15 protein-coding genes and 1 pseudogene are annotated in these 15,850 nt (G+C 53.0%); 12 read left to right on the forward strand and 4 right to left on the reverse strand.

From position 1 onward, the window contains the following. The first annotated feature begins 33 nt into the window (after positions 1-33). Complete coding sequence (locus A2G06_16625) at positions 34-1,953, forward strand: hypothetical protein (GenBank protein ANA41766.1); 1,920 nt, start codon at positions 34-36, stop codon at positions 1,951-1,953. A 284-nt stretch (positions 1,954-2,237) separates the two neighbouring features. Here the strand turns inward: A2G06_16625 and A2G06_16630 are convergent, their stop codons facing one another. After that, positions 2,238-2,447 carry a hypothetical protein gene (locus A2G06_16630; GenBank protein ID ANA41767.1) on the reverse strand — a complete coding sequence of 70 codons (210 nt, stop codon included), beginning with the start codon at positions 2,445-2,447 and terminating at the stop codon, positions 2,238-2,240. 2,238 nt (positions 2,448-4,685) lie between these two features. Next, a complete protein-coding gene (locus A2G06_16635; GenBank protein ID ANA41768.1) occupies positions 4,686-4,886 on the reverse strand; it encodes a hypothetical protein in 201 nt (66 codons plus the stop codon). A 280-nt stretch (positions 4,887-5,166) separates the two neighbouring features. Here A2G06_16635 and A2G06_16640 point away from each other — a divergent pair, with 280 nt between their 5' ends. From A2G06_16640 to A2G06_16660, 5 genes and pseudogenes are all read left to right on the forward strand, one after another. Then, positions 5,167-5,664, forward strand: coding sequence for a hypothetical protein (locus A2G06_16640; GenBank protein ANA41769.1), 498 nt, complete (start codon positions 5,167-5,169; stop codon positions 5,662-5,664). After that, positions 5,661-6,277, forward strand: a pseudogene (locus tag A2G06_16645) (hypothetical protein). Before A2G06_16640 ends, A2G06_16645 begins: the two are co-directional and overlap by 4 nt. After that, positions 6,274-6,858: a hypothetical protein gene (locus tag A2G06_16650; protein ID ANA41770.1), complete on the forward strand. Its 585-nt coding sequence runs from the start codon at positions 6,274-6,276 to the stop codon at positions 6,856-6,858. The pseudogene A2G06_16645 and the gene A2G06_16650 overlap by 4 nt, the downstream one beginning before the upstream one ends. Then, on the forward strand, positions 6,855-7,844 hold the full coding sequence (locus A2G06_16655; GenBank protein ID ANA41771.1) for a conjugal transfer protein TraU: 990 nt from the start codon (positions 6,855-6,857) through the stop codon (positions 7,842-7,844). Before A2G06_16650 ends, A2G06_16655 begins: the two co-directional genes overlap by 4 nt. 29 nt (positions 7,845-7,873) lie before the next feature. Beyond that, entirely contained in the window at positions 7,874-8,827 is a 954-nt protein-coding gene (locus tag A2G06_16660) for a hypothetical protein (protein ANA41772.1), read from the forward strand. A 37-nt stretch (positions 8,828-8,864) separates the two neighbouring features. On the opposite strand, the gene A2G06_16665 is transcribed toward A2G06_16660, so the two are convergent. Both A2G06_16665 and A2G06_16670 read right to left on the reverse strand, forming a co-directional pair. Further along, complete coding sequence (locus A2G06_16665) at positions 8,865-9,251, reverse strand: transcriptional regulator (GenBank protein ANA41845.1); 387 nt, start codon at positions 9,249-9,251, stop codon at positions 8,865-8,867. 5 nt (positions 9,252-9,256) lie between these two features. Then, complete coding sequence (locus A2G06_16670) at positions 9,257-9,616, reverse strand: hypothetical protein (GenBank protein ID ANA41773.1); 360 nt, start codon at positions 9,614-9,616, stop codon at positions 9,257-9,259. Positions 9,617-10,153: 537 nt separating this feature from the next. Between A2G06_16670 and A2G06_16675 the strand changes: the two genes are divergently transcribed. The 6 genes from A2G06_16675 to A2G06_16700 all read left to right on the forward strand — a co-directional run bounded on the left by A2G06_16675 (position 10,154) and on the right by A2G06_16700 (position 15,647). Further along, complete coding sequence (locus tag A2G06_16675; GenBank protein ANA41774.1) at positions 10,154-10,513, forward strand: hypothetical protein; 360 nt, start codon at positions 10,154-10,156, stop codon at positions 10,511-10,513. A 64-nt stretch (positions 10,514-10,577) separates the two neighbouring features. Next, positions 10,578-10,982: a peptidase gene (locus A2G06_16680; protein ID ANA41846.1), complete on the forward strand. Its 405-nt coding sequence runs from the start codon at positions 10,578-10,580 to the stop codon at positions 10,980-10,982. Between the two features lie 40 nt (positions 10,983-11,022). Further along, positions 11,023-11,277: a hypothetical protein gene (locus A2G06_16685; GenBank protein ANA41847.1), complete on the forward strand. Its 255-nt coding sequence runs from the start codon at positions 11,023-11,025 to the stop codon at positions 11,275-11,277. Between the two features lie 9 nt (positions 11,278-11,286). Next, positions 11,287-12,030: a hypothetical protein gene (locus tag A2G06_16690; GenBank protein ANA41775.1), complete on the forward strand. Its 744-nt coding sequence runs from the start codon at positions 11,287-11,289 to the stop codon at positions 12,028-12,030. A 12-nt stretch (positions 12,031-12,042) separates the two neighbouring features. Next, positions 12,043-13,377 carry a hypothetical protein gene (locus tag A2G06_16695; protein ANA41776.1) on the forward strand — a complete coding sequence of 445 codons (1,335 nt, stop codon included), beginning with the start codon at positions 12,043-12,045 and terminating at the stop codon, positions 13,375-13,377. After that, entirely contained in the window at positions 13,356-15,647 is a 2,292-nt protein-coding gene (locus tag A2G06_16700; GenBank protein ANA41777.1) for a hypothetical protein, read from the forward strand. The genes A2G06_16695 and A2G06_16700 overlap by 22 nt, the downstream gene beginning before the upstream one ends. Positions 15,648-15,850: the final 203 nt, after the last annotated feature.

The raw sequence follows: 15,850 nt of genomic DNA on the forward strand, positions 1-15,850 counted from the left end.
GCATTCGTGGCGGGAACTTCTTGGGCCGGATCAATGGCCGAAGGTCAGGCTGCCGGCACCGCAGCCGGAGAGTCTGTCAGGGGGTTGTTCGGAAGTAAGGATGGTTTTAATTCGAACATCTCCAAGCCCTTGACCAACACAGACACGCCTCTCAAGACCGTCGACGGGACTACTGCATTTTCCGCCAGCCTTGCAATGCCCTCTACATCCAGGTTCCTTGAGCTCATGATCCAACCCGGCGGGACGGGTGACCTTCAGGTGGCCACATTCTCGACCGACCTGGATATGGACGGGAACTTCGATTACGTGTATCAGGTTCCGCGGCCTGTTTCGGGTGCCTGTGGAAACGGGTACATCTCCTGTAATCCCGGCAGCTGGTCGAACTGCAAGCCCTATAAGTGGGTGGCCGACCAAAATGGGCACCTGTCCGATATGAACGTCTCCATCACGGAACTGGGAGGATGCTACTGCATCAACTCCTCGTGCGGATCCAGCCTGGTCTGGAATAACGCCAGCATCGTCTTGAAGGACCTTGCCGGCGGAGCGGTGGCGGCCATCCAGAAGGCGAATATTGGCTTCATGGTAACCAACGTCTCCGTTACACCGGTGAGCATCAGCTACTATGGCCGGCTCACGGACTCAGTGAACGTTGCCTCGACGAGTTCAACCTCTACACTCCCGCCTCCAGCCCAGACGAAGAGCTACTTTACAAACCCGGGCGACCTCTCGGTAACGGTCAATAACCTTGTCACGACCTCCGGGAGCGATCCCAACAGTCTCTATTCGCTTCTGAGCAACTCCCTTTCAATGAAGGACTCGGCCGTTGTGCAGAAGACCTGCGCGATCACGAGGAGCGGCGGCATCGTCTCGGAAAAGCAGTCTGACACGCTTAATGGTACCGATTCAACTGCCACTGACCACTTAATCTACATTAGGATCAGCAAGGTCGATGACTACACCCTGAATCTCGAAACTATCGATACCGGTCCTGGCGGATATCCGGCAGCCGCACACAGTAACAACTGCGATGGTGTGAGCAGTGGATGGAAACTCTTCAAAACGATTACTTTGCCTGTGTCCGCGAATCAGAACAGTAAGCTGACCAAGGCCACGTGGTCTCTTCCGTCCATGTGGGGTGGGGGGTGCTCTAGTGGGTCTGGATTTGTTGACGGTGTGCTTAACGGCTTTGGTACCCCTATTCAGACTACAATTACGTGTGGCGCCAAAGGCTGTCAGGGTGTCGGTTTCGATTGGACGTTCTACTACGAGTACACGACCGACACCTACAGCGAGTCGGTGAGCGATCAGTGCCAGGCACTTGCCAACGATACCACCTGCAGGCTCAAGGAAGAGGTCGTGGATAATGTCACGATCACGCAAAACTTCAACAGTACCGGTCTGAATCCCCTGCCTTCCTGTCGTGACTTCGCCGGCGAAACCGCGACAATGAACATATGCCGCCCCTGGTGGCTGAAAAAGCGTACGTATGTCTGCGAAAATGCCACTCCATGGGATTTCTCCGATATCGGCAAGCGGTTTGGAATGGTGACGAAATCGATTCAGCAGAACGGCACGAGCATCACGTTCAACGATACGACCAAGGGGAAGGACGGTACTTGGACGGATAATAATAACATCGACATCACACTGATATCGGTACCGGCAGGAGAAGCATGCGAGAAGGCGTGCAAGACGAGGATCCCAAAAGAGGATAACGAGGTGACCGTCGATGGCCTCGGGAGCTCGATAAGGGCAAACAACGCGAACGCTAACGATTTCCTCTACAAGCTCTGTGTCAACAACGTCTGCCCGGTCGATCAACCCGGCGAAGTGATCGTCTCCGACTGCCAATGCGGAAGCAGTTTCGCCGAGGCCGCGGCCGCAATCCAGGCAATGCGCCTGGCCGGCAAGGACACGATCTGCACCAGTGGCACACCAAAGCCCCTTCAGTAGGCAACTGACATGAGAACCAACAAGGTATCCACCTGGCTCAAGAGAGTCTTCGTATCGAGCCTCTACGCGGTCTCGCTTTTTATCGCCACGGGAGTGCCGCAAACGGCGATGGCGATCTCCTGCAATGACCTTGTCCCCGGCACTTCCGTTAGGTACTCGGACGCTCTGGTGCACTTCGTCTACGACGGGCACAGGACGTACGCCATCGCAAAATCCGCCGTCACGGGCTCCCGCGAGCTGCCTGACGCCTTTTTCGCGTTCAGTTCGGGGATAGACAGGGAGTATCAGTACAGCGGGAAAGATACTGCCTCGCTGAAGCTTTTCGTCAACAGCGGGAAGTACGGTGCAGCGAGGGCGATATTCATCGACAGCAAGGCAAAGCAGGATTTCATTATCAAAGAGTTCCGCCAGTACCTAGGCACGGCTGAATCCGCCAAATCTACGTACATCGATGCCTGGAAGGAATTCGGCGTCAACCAGCCCTTCACCACCATGGCGGGAGGATCTCTCCCGTTTACGAGTTGGCCGGGCGGCGTGGCGCCGGATGTAGCGAACATCACCGCACCGCAGGCCGTTGTCATGGGGAGCGACGGTGTTTGGAAAAACGGGGAAAGTGCACAACGCATCTCCCAGGTCGTGGAATTTGACGGCAAATTGGATTGCGCTTTTGACGCGAATTCAGCAACACAGGTAACGCCGCCACCCCCACCGCAACTGCCACCGACCGATCCCAATGCAATCCTGGACCTGATCTGTTCACAGGACCTCAATGCAGATGGGGAGATTTCTTCCAACGAACTGCAAAACTGCCTCAAGACCCCCCAGGGTGATTTCTGCCCGGTCGGGGCACTCGATTGCACCGCCAGTTACCAGTCGCCCACATGCCCGCAAGGATCCACCTTCAATCCCAAGGCGGATATGTGTCAGGCCGACCCGCAGATCCAGTGTCCTACTGGATATACGTGGGATACAAGTATCGACCGGTGTAAGGCTGCCGCGTCGTGTCCTGATGGGGGAACGTTTAACCCGGTTACCGATCGTTGTGAAAAGATTGTCGCGAACGACTGCCCCGCAGGTTACACATACGATGGCAATCAGTCGAGCTCGACTTTTGATAAGTGCACCATGAATGTTCAATGCCTCGCTGGGGGGGCGTACGTCTCTGCCCGGGATCGATGCGAGAAACCTTGGACGGCGGTTTGCGACACCGCTCAAGGCTTCACGTACAATCCTTCCAGCGGACAATGCGAGGCATCACCAGTCTGTACATCGGGGTCATACAACCCGACCTATAACCTCTGCATGAAACCGTACGTGCCGCAGTGTCCCACGGGATTTACCTACGTCCCTGAACGCAACCGGTGCGAGGCACTGCCTCAGTGTCCTTCCGGCGCAAGCTTCAACATCGTTACCAACAAGTGCGAGGTTGCTTCGTCGCCGGTGACAACAACCGGATATGCTCAACCTACGAGCGGGAAGACAACCATCACAAAGTATCAGTGCCGCGGGGCTACAAATCCGTCGTCTGCGACTTCGTCGCCGACATGCCTTGATAGCCTGTCATTCAATTTTACGGTGCAAAACGGGCAGGTTGTGCTTGCTCAAGAGTGCGCTTGGGGGGGGTCAGGCAACTGTGGTTGCGCAAGTCCCCATTGGAACGGCTGGTGTCGTAGCGGTACGGACTTAACCCAGACAAGAACCGGCAATACCCTTACTGTGACTGCCACCATCTTTGATTATTCAACGGATTACAGTTCTCCCTATTGTGCCTCTGGCTATACGTTGCAGTATGACTATGAAGGAGGCTATTACTGCGCTGGCTGCCCATACACTGATCCTTATGAAGGTGGTACCTATTACCAGTGTTATGACACCGTTCAGTATGTTCAGACAAAACAGTACACTACCGGTGCAACGGCGAGTGCAGACCTATCCGAGTTCTTTTCGTGTCCTCCCGGCTACACGGTGACCCCTCCCCCTTCGACGAGCCAATGCACGGCGATAGTGACTCAATGGGGGAACCAGACAGGAATTTTAGATTGTTCCCAGGCTTCCACCTATACCTGCACTGCTCCGGTAAGTGCCTGTCCGAGTGGCACAACCCTATCCGGAAATATGTGCATTGCCGCGTCGAATCCTACCTGCTCGGCTGGAACATTCGATTATGCCACCCATTCATGTTTTACGCCGATCATTAAGCAGTGCGACGACGGCTTTTCTTACGACGCGGGGAGTAATCAGTGTGTCAAAGCGCCATCCTGCTCCAGTGGGGTGCTGAATACCGTCTCCGACCGTTGCGAAGTCTCTGTTGTAAAGGATTGCGGCGCCTATGCCCTTGATTCCCAGTCCAACCTGTGCTTCTCATCGCCTGTCTGCGGGGAAGGGGCATATGATGCATCATTGAAACTCTGTGAAGCATCCGTTACGAAAAATTGTGCCAACTATTCATGGGATGTGGCATCGGCAAACTGCATCTCTCCGATCTCCTGCCCGACGGATTCGGCCTTTCCACTTTACTCGACCATCCAATACTCCGACTCCCTCGACAGTTGCCTGAGCGATGTCGTTCATGACTGCATCCAGGGGACAACCTATGCGGGCCTTCCCTCGACGAAGTGCGAGGCGGTTCCGATTTGCGACGGTGCGGTTAGCTACGACCCCGCACAGCACGCATGTTTTGTGGGTAACAACACCTGTCCATTAGGTACTCAGTATGCGTGCATGAACAACCCTCATACCGACACGATGCAATGTTCCGCCAATTCGTGCTTCAACCAGGCAACCCCGCCGGGCGGTGAGATCGAGATAACGATGGACGAGTCCATGTACCAGGACGACGCCCGCAATCCCGACGGCTCCTGTGGCGGCCAGATCATGATCTTCGCCGGCAAGCCCTCACGTTGCAGGCCCCCGGGCCTCAAGGTGGGATACATGAACAACTGCTGCGAAAGCGACCAGATGATGTCGGAGGATGTGGGAAATACGGCTCAAGCTGCAGTCACTGGAATTAAAACACTATATGAGATAGGGCAAGTCGCTTACTATTCATACATGGTATCCACGGGGGCATATACGGCTACTACGGTGGGAGGAGTAACGACAATAGCTACAACAGGGGGGGCCACAGTTGCATCATTATCAGGTGCGGTAGGCTCAGGTGTGGCCGCAGGTGCTAGCGCAGGGGCAGCTGGCGCAACAACAGCAGGAAGTATGATGGCCAGTATGCAGGCCTATGCTTCGGCATTGCTAAATCCTACTACCATAGTCATTGCAGTTGTGGTCATGGTCGTCATGAAGGTCTTGATGGGGTCAGGTTGCGACCAGACGGATATTCAAACGGGCGGCCAAGTTGAATCTAAGCAGTGCCACTACATAGGGGACTATTGTGAAAAAAAATGGCCACTGGTCGGATGTGTGCAGAAAGCAAAGGGCTATTGCTGCTTCAATTCAATGATGGCTCGGATCATCCACGAACAAGGGAGGCCACAACTGACAACGTTCGGTGCGGACGGTGCTTGGGGGACTCCGAGCTCTCCCAACTGCCGCGGGTTCGTACCTGGGGAGTTCGAGTCCCTCGATTTCGCGAAAATCGATATGAACGAGTACTTCGGCGAGCTTCAGAAGGATATGGCGACTAAGATTCAGAACGCACAGGACAAGATCAATGCCACCATCCAGCAGCGGACGGAACAAATCAAGAACGGGAAATGAAATTATTTAAGGATCTTATCATTTCAATAAGTTTGGTGTATCTTTCAGGTTTGCCGGCGGAGGGGAAAGAACTTGCCATCACTGGAAGGACATATCCGATATCCGAAAGGGACGCTTTGGAAGAGGTTGAGGAGCGGGCGAAGTCGGTTAACTGGCAAAAGCACCTCAAGTCCATTAAGCCAGAAAATTATCGTCCGGCCAACTTGCCTACTTTACCAAGAGCCCAGAGGTCTCGTAAGTTTCTGGTGGATATGACCTATACCCTGGAAAACGACATAGTGAACGATAAGGGGGAACTGCTGTACCGAAGGGGTATAGGTTCAATCCTCTCGATTATGTGCCGTACAAGAAGACATTGGTGGTGATCAACGGTGACGATCCGGATCAGGTGAAATGGTTCCAATCGTCATCACTGAAGGAACGTCTGGATGTTTCATTGTTCATATCGCAAGGGACTTCGCTCGAATTGGCGAAGAAAATCAAGAGGCCAGTCTTCTATGCCACGACCCCGTTAGTTGCCCGTTTCCAATTGAAGGCCGTCCCTTCAATTGTGAGGGTTAAAGGCAGGAACATGGAGGTTGAAGAAGTGGCCGTGCAAAGGAGTGCTAAATGATGAAATCTCGCATCTTATTGGCTGGGGGCTTGATGGTGGTACTGGCAGGTTGTACAGGCCCGAATACGGTAGCGCGAAACGTTGAAACTGCTGCAACCATCAATAATTTAGCAGGAGCACCAGGTGCAGGTTGGGTTGGGCTTGCCGCTTCTGCCGTCGATGTTATCTCCAGAGTCGGTAAACCAAAAGTTGGTAAAACCTCTGACCGATTAACTGCTCTTGTTGCAAAAACCCCATCAATTTTTTGGGATATGAACGGGCAATACAGGTGGGGTGAGTATGCTGTTTGGAGAGAAGACGGGGAGACGAAGAGAATCAAGATAGATCAAATCCCACAGGAAAAATTGAATTATAAAGCAGCGTGGGCACAAGCAGTAGGACTTATTCCGCAAGGTATTTTCTCTAAGGATAACCCAGAAGTCCAAAAAAGAAATCTCGATGCCTGGGAAAAGGGAGAGCTTGTCGTAGCTGAATATATTGGCTTGAATGGAGTTAAAATAGTTGCAATCTCAAAGAATAACGAACCCTTTGAGCTTATGCTGCCAGAGGAATGGGCCGAGAAGTCCAAGGCAATAAAATGAAGAGAGTTTTGGTCGCTATCGTAGCATTAGCTCTTGTCTACAGTAACGCGGCAGCCGGCACCCTTAACCCCGTTACCGACGTTTGCTGGCGCTGCATTTTCCCTATAACAACCGGAGGGGTCGCCTGGGGAAATTCGGGTGAACCACCTGCAGGAAATGTAACGGCTCCAGCCTGTGCATGCACTGGCACGAGCGGTGTGCGTATCGGCGTGACAACCTCCTTCAACGAGCACGCTTGGCTGATCGAGTCGGTGAAGACACCATACTACTTCCCCGCACTGAATGCTGAACTGTCCAATCCGGATCCTGGCTACAAGTCCGGTGACTCGCGTGGCAGCAGTGGCGATGCAACCCGTGAATCATTCCAGCACGTGCACCACTACATTTTCCCCGCATACAGTCTGGTTGGGTTGTTCACCGATATGCCGTGTCTTGAGCGCAATGCCTTTGACCTAGGTTACATGACAGAAGTCGACGATATGTGGTCGGATGATCTCCTCGCGCTTCTTATCAATCCTGAAGCCCTGGCTTTCGGCAATCCGGTGACTCAATTGTCGTGCATCGCCGATTCGGTTGCGGCAGCAGTCGGGTATCCGATAGACCCACTTTTCTGGTGCCTTGGGTCGTGGGGATCCTCCTACCCTTTGACCGGGACCACGGCAACCAGTGATCCAACGACTGCGGCAGCGGCGACGGCCTCCCGGCTAATCTTCAAACTTGGCAGGGAAGGAGCCCTATGGGACACAGGGATCAACGAGTGCTCGGATCGCGGGGTTTTGACTCCGTTCATGATCAAATCAAACTACAAACTTCAGATCGCCAGGCCGGTGGTTGGAAACCAATGTATCCCCATCGGACGTTCAGGGCTTATCTGGGGGAGCGGAAAAAACCCGGTGGTTGGCGGCGCCGGGAAGACGGACGAATTTCTGTGGGTGGTCACGAGGAGGCGGGTGTGCTGCGTTGGCTACAACGTAACTCAACAGTAGCGGCTCTTGCGGTCTTGCTGGCGCCGGCCGTGGCGGGGGCAGCAGGCTTCATCTATACCCCGGACGAATGTTACGTGGTCCAGAAGGTGGACAAAGCCTCAAATGCGGTACATCTGTCCGTTGCCGGAAAATGCCAGAGGAGGGTAGGGCGAGCCTTTGTAGACCTCGATGGTGAAGTTACGATCTATCGTGACGGTCGTGAGTGGAAGAAGCAGACCGTGCAACCTCTGTCCATGCCGGACCTTTCCAAAACGCTGAAGGATGCCGAGCGAATGGCGAAATACATGAGCGTACCGAAGAATCGCTTCGAGAAGGAGATGCAGGCGGAAGCGGCAAAGACCATTGCCGTTTATCATTCTCCTGAATACCAGGCGAAGATCGCGGCGGAAATGGAGAGAATAAAGCGGGAGATGTTCCATGAGCAGCTGAAGGACCTCCCAGCCGAAAAAGGGGGCCTGAAACAAGAGAGCGAAAAGGCGGAAAACATCTTTGCCGCACCGGGCCGCCTACAGGATGACGAGCGGATTTACGTCTTCATCTCCTCTTCGATGCCCATGGAAACTATTCGCTCGTATGCCGCGGCCATTGGTCGCATGAACGACCCGAAGAAAATAGTCATGGTTATGCGAGGATTCATCGGCGGCATGCAGAAAATCGGCCCGACCACGAGCTTTATTGCCGACTTGTTGAAAGTGAAATCCTCATGCGACCTTGCGGCCGGAGAACAGTGCCAGATGGTCAACGCGAACGTCCTGGTCGACCCCATTTTATTTCGGCGTTATGGCATCACGCAGGTGCCTGCCACCGTCTATGTGAAGGGGGTAAAGGTTAACATCCCCGAGCAGAGCGAAGGGAATGATGACGTTTCGGTGGGCTCATTTTGGACGGTTTATGGAGATGCTGCCCTCGAGTACAACCTTGACAAGATACGGCAGGATTCTGGATCCGAAAGCCTCAAACGTCTTCTTGCATCAAGGCGGTGAGTACTTTCCATGTCTAAATCCGGCGGAGAAAAATACGTCAAGCTGCCTTCTTGGCAAAATGCTTGTGCAGACCGAACTCCACCTGAAAGTCGGTCGCCTTGACTATTGGACACACCGTCTTGTTCTCCCTGACAAGGTCAACGATCCCAAATCGGGCCATCAGCTTGAGAGTGCGAGACAGGTTGCTGCTCTTGCGGCCGGTGGCAGCCTCCAACTCCTTGATGGATTTTGGCTTCTGCTCGACGATGATCCGCAGAAGTTCCTGATTCTCACTGCTCAGAACCTGTGCCATGGATTGGATCGACTCGAACCAGATCTTCGGCTCACCACGTTTCGGCTTGTATTCCCCCCGAGCAATCGCCAAAGTCCGCTCCCTGTATTCATCCCGCGACATAATACCGACCTTCATCACCTTACCGGTCATCGTTATCACCTCTTCTCCTGATCCATGATCCTGTCCACCTCCCGCCAGAAGTCTTCCAGAAGTTGCCCCGCTGACTCGTACTCATAAGGGAGAATCTCGTTGCGGCGGTGCTTGTGGTCCCAGGTGAGCTTGTGTGCCCCGTATTTTTTCCTCTTCGGCTTGTATCCGTGTGTGTTGTCGAAGCCCAGTACCCGCCTGTTGTGGTTGTCATGCAAGGTAAGCGAATACCTTATTCCCTGAGGAATGTGCTCATTCGGCTCGACCCGATACGCCTCGAACTTGGTCCAATAACCGTTGTTCATTGGGAATATCTCCCCGTTGAGCATCAGTAGGTTCTCCAACGTCTCATCGTTCTCAACCTTCATAAACGGAGCATTCCTTACAGTATGATTATCACCAGAAGATAACTATATCGTGTCTTGCTCAAAAAGGCAATACAAGCCTCTTCCTCATCGACTGATCAGCCACTTCCTGAAAACAGGGTCCACCACGCGAAGAACACCGTCTTCGTTGCGCTCCACAAGATCGAGATCGAGCAGCTTCTTCAAACTGTTCCGGATACCCCGACACCCGAGTCGTCACCGGCCGACGTATGCGGCCGTCAACAATTCCGCCGTCGGTTCGTAAGTCAATGCTTTCAGCATCAGTCGCTGTGCCGACATGCGGAGCTACATTGCTAAATTATTATAATGCAACATGAGCAAAGAATGGCGACTGCTACGCAGATTACCGCTACCAAACAGTCTGCTGAATTCACGCCTCTCTGACATTCCATTCCCTCTCATTTATTTGCACCAAATAATCTGACCCCTTGCCAAATATTACTGGTAGAGGGATTTTTGCGTCCGCATACCCTGATGCAAGCCACGTACTTATGAAAATTGTTGGGAAATGGAGGACACATGTCAGCAGAAGCAACAAAAGCCCAAGCTACTTCGTCATTCCCTTCGCAACCGCCAGTTCAGCCGGCCTGCGGAGTCACCAAGGCGACCGCTGTTTTTCTGGCCATTGTGGTTAGTGTCGCAACGTCTACGGCTTCCGTCGTGGCATACGACCGCTACTTCGCCCAGAAAGTTGTAGCAGTGGATATCAAGTCGTTCATCGAGGAAAAGAAAGCCGATTATGTAGCCGGAAGACTGGACGATGCCGGCATGAAGAGGGAGATGGACAAACTTGAGGCCGCGGTTGCCTCAATTCCTAAGAACAGGGCAGTACTCATGGGTGACCTGGTGGTGAAGAATGTGGAAATTATCAAACCTTAGCACGAGACAGCGTGCAATTGCAGTTGGCTGCACCGTTATTGCGGCGATTGCTGCAAGCTTTACAATCCCTCGATTCTTCGTCGTCAGTCTCACCGCCTCTCTCCACAAAAGGCTTTATCTCATCGATGAAGATACGTCGAAGATTAAACGAGGGGATTTCGTGCTATTTCGCCATTCGAGTGTAGCAACCCGCGGCATCGAGCAGACCATGATCAAGCTCGTGCGTTGTGACGAAGGGGATGAACTTGCCGTGGACAGGAGCAAGGTCCTCACCTGTAACGGGGAATACATCGGCAGAGCTAAGGACGCTGCGCTGAACGGGATGAGGCTACAGAACTTTGTCTGGAACGGGAAGGTGCCGGCTGGCATGTTTCTCCCCATGGGGGAGCACAAAGATTCATATGACGGGCGCTACTACGGGTTCATCCCGAAGGCGAAGGTGCTGAAAAAAGCACACCCGGTTTTTTGATAAGGGAGGGGAGATGTCAGTACCGGCGCATTCCCAGGAAATGCCGGCCATAGAAAAGCTGAACCCGCTTCAGCACATGAGGCCGGAAGATTACACGGCGCTCTGGCAAAAGCTGTTTGCTACCGTGCTGCATGGTTTTTGGGCACGATTCTTCTTCTATGCTCTGCTTTGCATGGCGCTTTACGTAGGCATTCGGCAGAGGAATCCGACTTTGGCTGGCATCTGCATCGTTATCGCGGCGATCGTCGCTTACGGGGCAGGGGTCATGGGTCTTTTTCATTCACTTCATTGGTAGGAGAGTCCCGTGTCGAGAAACAGCACTAACTCACAGCCGGATATCATGCCGTTACCGCCTTCGGCGGAGATCCATCCCAGGGGACTCCTGGAAGCGATTTCCTACATCGACCAGAACTTTGCCAACGAACTGGGGGGATGCATCATACACTCCCGCTTTCTGACCACGAAGCAGCGGATCGAGTTTATGGAGGTCGGATTCCGGTCCTCGTTTGCATCCGGAATGATTTCTGCGCTGCTCACGCCGGTAGCGATCGGCGCCATAGAGCGGTACATTCCGATTTTCGGCAATGCAGACCCGAACATCATCGACAAGTTTTCGGCAGTGCTGTTGGCCTTGTGTTTCAGCATTGGCTACGCCGCCTTTATTGCTAAGTCGTCAACCTCATACATTGGCGAGTATACGCGGTCGATGGTGCGTAACCTGTTGGGAGGCATGGCATTCGGGGCATTCCTTAAAGCGGTCATTGTCTTTATAGCCTTCCACACAATCTACTTCTACCTCTTTACCGACAAGAATATCCTCTGGATCACCTCGAAATTCTACTACGTAAAGATGTCAGCAGAGCGGGTTGCGGGTATCTACTACTGGGTTCAGGGGTTCAAGTCGATCTTCCTCACGTCGGCATATTTTGTCCTTATCTCGACGATTATCTTCGTGGCAATACCGTTTGCGGCCTATTTCTGGGCCTCCTTGCGAAACAGGAGGCTCATAAAGGCAGGCATCATACGGGTTGAGAACAAGGCATTTTAGGCAGGAGTTGCAATGGCTCGCTCGATCAAGACAGCAATAGTTTGCGTGGCATTAGCCTGCTTTCCCTCGGTAGCCATGGCGACATCCATGGAATACTACTGCTATGGCAGCTTTGAGCCAGTCGTTTCGGCGTTCAAACTCGTTGCGGCCATATTTGGCAACAACAGTTACCAGGCTCTTTTCTATACGGTGATTGTATCTGCAACAACGTTTGCAGCCTTGGGAGCTCTGGCGAAGATTTCATCAGGGGGAAAGGGGAGCATTCTCGGTTGGACCGTGCCCATGCTCCTGGGGATTACGTTCTACATTGCTTTATTTATTCCGAAGGGGTCGCTCCACATTTACGACCAGGTGCTGAATAAGTACGAGGAGGTTGGCAACATCCCCAACGGGATCGTTCTCGTTGCGGGAACGTTTAACAATATCGAGCGCGGGCTGGTCGAGATCGTTTCGGACTCAGGCTCCGTAGGAAGCTTCCAAAGTCAAGCAGGAGGGAAGGGGTTCCTGGGTCTATACTCCCTCACCACCAAACTCCTATCACCGAGAACCTCATCCTGGCTCGACCTGAACCTGAAAGTGTACATTGAGGATTGCGTAACTTTTGCGGTGAATAACCCATCATCCAACCTCACAATCGATGAACTTAGAAGGACCCCTGCCAGTTTGGCGACAAGTCTCGCAAAGGCCAAAAACCCGGCGATTTTCACGAAATATTTTTCCGACGGAGACAAACTCGGAGCTTCGGCGACATGCAGCGAAGCGTGGGATGGGATCGTTGCTGATATGACGCCAGAAGAACTGTCGGGGAACATTGAGACCACATGCACAGAGCTTGGATACAACGTAGCTGAGGCTGCACAGCTTAATCAATGCAAGCAGGCGATCAACGACGCGCAGAACTGGGTCGGGCTGGGAGCATTGACGCTGGATGAGTTTGTGAAGCAGCAGTTCATCAAGGAGCGTCTCGATAGCGTCTATCGGAGCGGGAATACCCAGGCCGTGAGCAACTATCAGTTTCTCACCAACGTATCCGGTTCCATGAAGTCATTCAATGAATACTATCCCGTGCTCCGCGGGGTGCTGACGGCGGTTTCGCTGGCCCTGATTCCGGTGCTGGTGATCTTCCTGCCGACCCCCATGGCCGGGAAGATTGCCACCATAATTTTCGGGTTCTTTGTATGGCTGACAGCCTGGGGCGTTGTTGACGCCATTCTTCATGCTTTGCCATGTCCTACGCGAACAACGTCTACGATCAGGTCCGAAATGAAGGGTTGGGGCTTGATGCCTTGTATTTCTTCCCGAGTTCTACTGTCAAGGCACTCGGTATGTTCGGAACGCTCAGGCTAAGCGGACTCATGCTGTCAACAGCACTCACCGGCATGCTGGTAAAGTTTGGCGGTCATGCAGTGGCGCAAATGGCGGGAGGGATACAGGCGCAGGTTTCAGGCGCTGGCAGCACTGCTTCTGCTCAGACAGAGCATGTTGTTGGGCAGGGGCAGGCTATTTCCGGGTTGGCTCAGGCTGCACCAGCCACAGAATGGGCGGGTAGGCACTCTTTTGAGATGAGGACGGCTGCTGCAGGGGCAGCCATGGATGCTGGAACACGTTCATTTGAGACTTTGGCTTCTACGTTTGGGAAAGATAGAGCAACACAACTGTATTCGAATGCATCTTTGGCGAAAACGCTTAGTCATGGAGCACAAGGGGAAGCGTATCTTGATGCAGGGATTGGTAACGCATATGCCGCCAGCCTTTTTGGTTCGAAAGTGGACTTAGCCTCGAAGCAGACGCTGGCGGAAATCGTGGGTGGTTACGAGGGTGGGATCAACGAATATGTCCAAACGAAATTTGCTGGAGAGAAGGCGATAAGGGACGTCTTCGGGTCGGAAAAAAACTTTCAGACGTTTACGACCATGAACATGTTGGGGAGCGCTGGAGATCTTCAGGGTGAAATGAGTGCATTTGCCGCTGCCCAAGCCATTGGCGGTCCAAAGGATTATATGCAGTTCCGGGCGTTGCGTTCGGAGATGAAAGGCATATCGGACTGGAGCAACGCCGATGCCGTTGGCCAAGTCGCTTCCAAGTATGGCATGACGCCTGTTCAACTTGCTCAAGCAAATGCCTTGTTCCAGACAGGGAAACATGCAGGAGAAGTTGCACAAGCGAAAGTAGCTACTGGCAAGGATTTCATGGAAACCGGGATCATTGTTGGCGCTGCAACGGGAGCTGCTCAAGGGTCCCAGGCGATGGTGGCAGCCCAAGAGATGGGTGCTTACATGCAGGCCAATCGTGACAAGACTTGGGAGATGCTGGCACGCGACGCCCAATTCAGATCACTGGCGACTGCGGCAATGCCGGCAGATATGAAATCCAATTCTGCCTTTTTCGCTAACGGGCAGATTACTGATGCCGGTTATTACGAGTTTGCAAAGCGGGTTGAAGGGGCAGGGATTAGATACCAGGATGGCCAAGGTGTCACAACGGCGACTGTTGGCGCCGATGGCTCCATTGTCCGGTCTGATTCGGATAAAGTCTACTCACCAGCTGAAGCGATGGTAATCGCCAACGAGATTGGGCGATTCGGCAACCCGAACGTTGCGTCAAGAATTATGGGATTGGCAAAGGACGGCCATTCTGTTCATGGAAGCGTTGTCCGCGGGACCAATGGCCATGCAGTTGACTTCAACTTCACACACGGCGGAACTGCTTCCGACAGGGATCTGAGTACCTCAGGCAAAGGAAGAATAGACAGTTACTCTGACATAACGAATATTGAAAAAGGCCTGAAAAAGTTCGACGGGACTGACATTTTCACAGGGATGAAGAAAGTCAGCGCAGATCGCGAAGAAAGAGATCATTTTGCTGGCAAAGTCGGCGACGTTGAATTCAAGGACGCGAAAATTACCAGAAATGGCAATAATTTTGTCGCTGAAGGTCATGCAATTGGCGGTGGCTGGATGAGGGTAGAAGGACAGGTCTTCAAGGGTGCTGATGGAAAAACACGCTACCTCGCCGAGTCTGTAGCCGACAATCAAGGGGTGCATTTTTCGCCACAGGCTGCTGCAGCTTCAGTTCTGAATCAGCATCGTGTTCCTGAGGCTGCAATGGGTAGTCAGCAGGCTAAGTCGGAATTTGCACATGCTTTCGTTGGAGAAATGCGTCGCTTACGAGGGGAAAGTGCGGTTTACACACGAGACGTTTCAGGTGGTGGACAAATTAGGGGCGGCGTTGGAGGCGGAGTTGAAATGCCGACAAAGAATATTCCCATATCTGCGCCTCCCCAAGGTCCGGTACCACCAAATCACAACGATATGTATGCGAAGCCGACACCGCCGGCGCAATCCCAACTACAATCGGCACAAAACGGGATGAAGATAAGCGGAGGTGGACATGCAGGAGCATCACTTAATATAGGATCGACGTACAGAGCTTTGGCAAGTGGAGACACAAACCTGCAGTATCGTGAGGCAATGAAGATTCTCGACCGTCATCAGAACACTGCTGAAGGACGGGCCGCAGCTGCTCAGGAGCTGCTGCAAATGTACGAAGGTAATGCTGAAAACTCAGGAAATCGCCTGCTGGATTTCAAAAACGGCGGGGCTTATAAACCGAAATAACTAGGAGGGTGACGTGCAAGCACCATCGTTCAATATCCAAAGGACCGCATATGATCCAAAACCAGTCAGGCCTTTGGCCATCTCAGCAAAACATGAAATTCTGACTAAGGGGGGAGAGTTCTTTTTGATGACAGTTAACGGTTGTACCTCACCGGAAACCTTAGTGGCTCATATAGTAGACAATCTCGATATCCCTCTGCCGG

Source organism: Geobacter anodireducens, from assembly GCA_001628815.1.
GTDB lineage: Bacteria > Desulfobacterota > Desulfuromonadia > Geobacterales > Geobacteraceae > Geobacter > Geobacter anodireducens.

Bases quoted from the DNA above. Each gene is read 5' to 3' on its own strand.
- A2G06_16635 (ANA41768.1), bottom strand. From the start codon at position 4,886: ATGTATCCCACCTTGAGGCCCGGGGGCCTGCAACGTGAGGGCTTGCCG.
- A2G06_16695 (ANA41776.1), top strand. From the start codon at position 12,043: ATGGCTCGCTCGATCAAGACAGCAATAGTTTGCGTGGCATTAGCCTGC.
- A2G06_16650 (ANA41770.1), top strand. From the start codon at position 6,274: ATGATGAAATCTCGCATCTTATTGGCTGGGGGCTTGATGGTGGTACTG.
- A2G06_16625 (ANA41766.1), top strand. From the start codon at position 34: ATGGCCGAAGGTCAGGCTGCCGGCACCGCAGCCGGAGAGTCTGTCAGG.
- A2G06_16700 (ANA41777.1), top strand. From the start codon at position 13,356: ATGTTCGGAACGCTCAGGCTAAGCGGACTCATGCTGTCAACAGCACTC.
- A2G06_16655 (ANA41771.1), top strand. From the start codon at position 6,855: ATGAAGAGAGTTTTGGTCGCTATCGTAGCATTAGCTCTTGTCTACAGT.
- A2G06_16685 (ANA41847.1), top strand. From the start codon at position 11,023: ATGCCGGCCATAGAAAAGCTGAACCCGCTTCAGCACATGAGGCCGGAA.
- A2G06_16670 (ANA41773.1), bottom strand. From the start codon at position 9,616: ATGAAGGTTGAGAACGATGAGACGTTGGAGAACCTACTGATGCTCAAC.
- A2G06_16675 (ANA41774.1), top strand. From the start codon at position 10,154: ATGTCAGCAGAAGCAACAAAAGCCCAAGCTACTTCGTCATTCCCTTCG.
- A2G06_16630 (ANA41767.1), bottom strand. From the start codon at position 2,447: ATGGTGGTGAAGGGCTGGTTGACGCCGAATTCCTTCCAGGCATCGATG.
- A2G06_16640 (ANA41769.1), top strand. From the start codon at position 5,167: ATGGCCAGTATGCAGGCCTATGCTTCGGCATTGCTAAATCCTACTACC.
- A2G06_16665 (ANA41845.1), bottom strand. From the start codon at position 9,251: ATGACCGGTAAGGTGATGAAGGTCGGTATTATGTCGCGGGATGAATAC.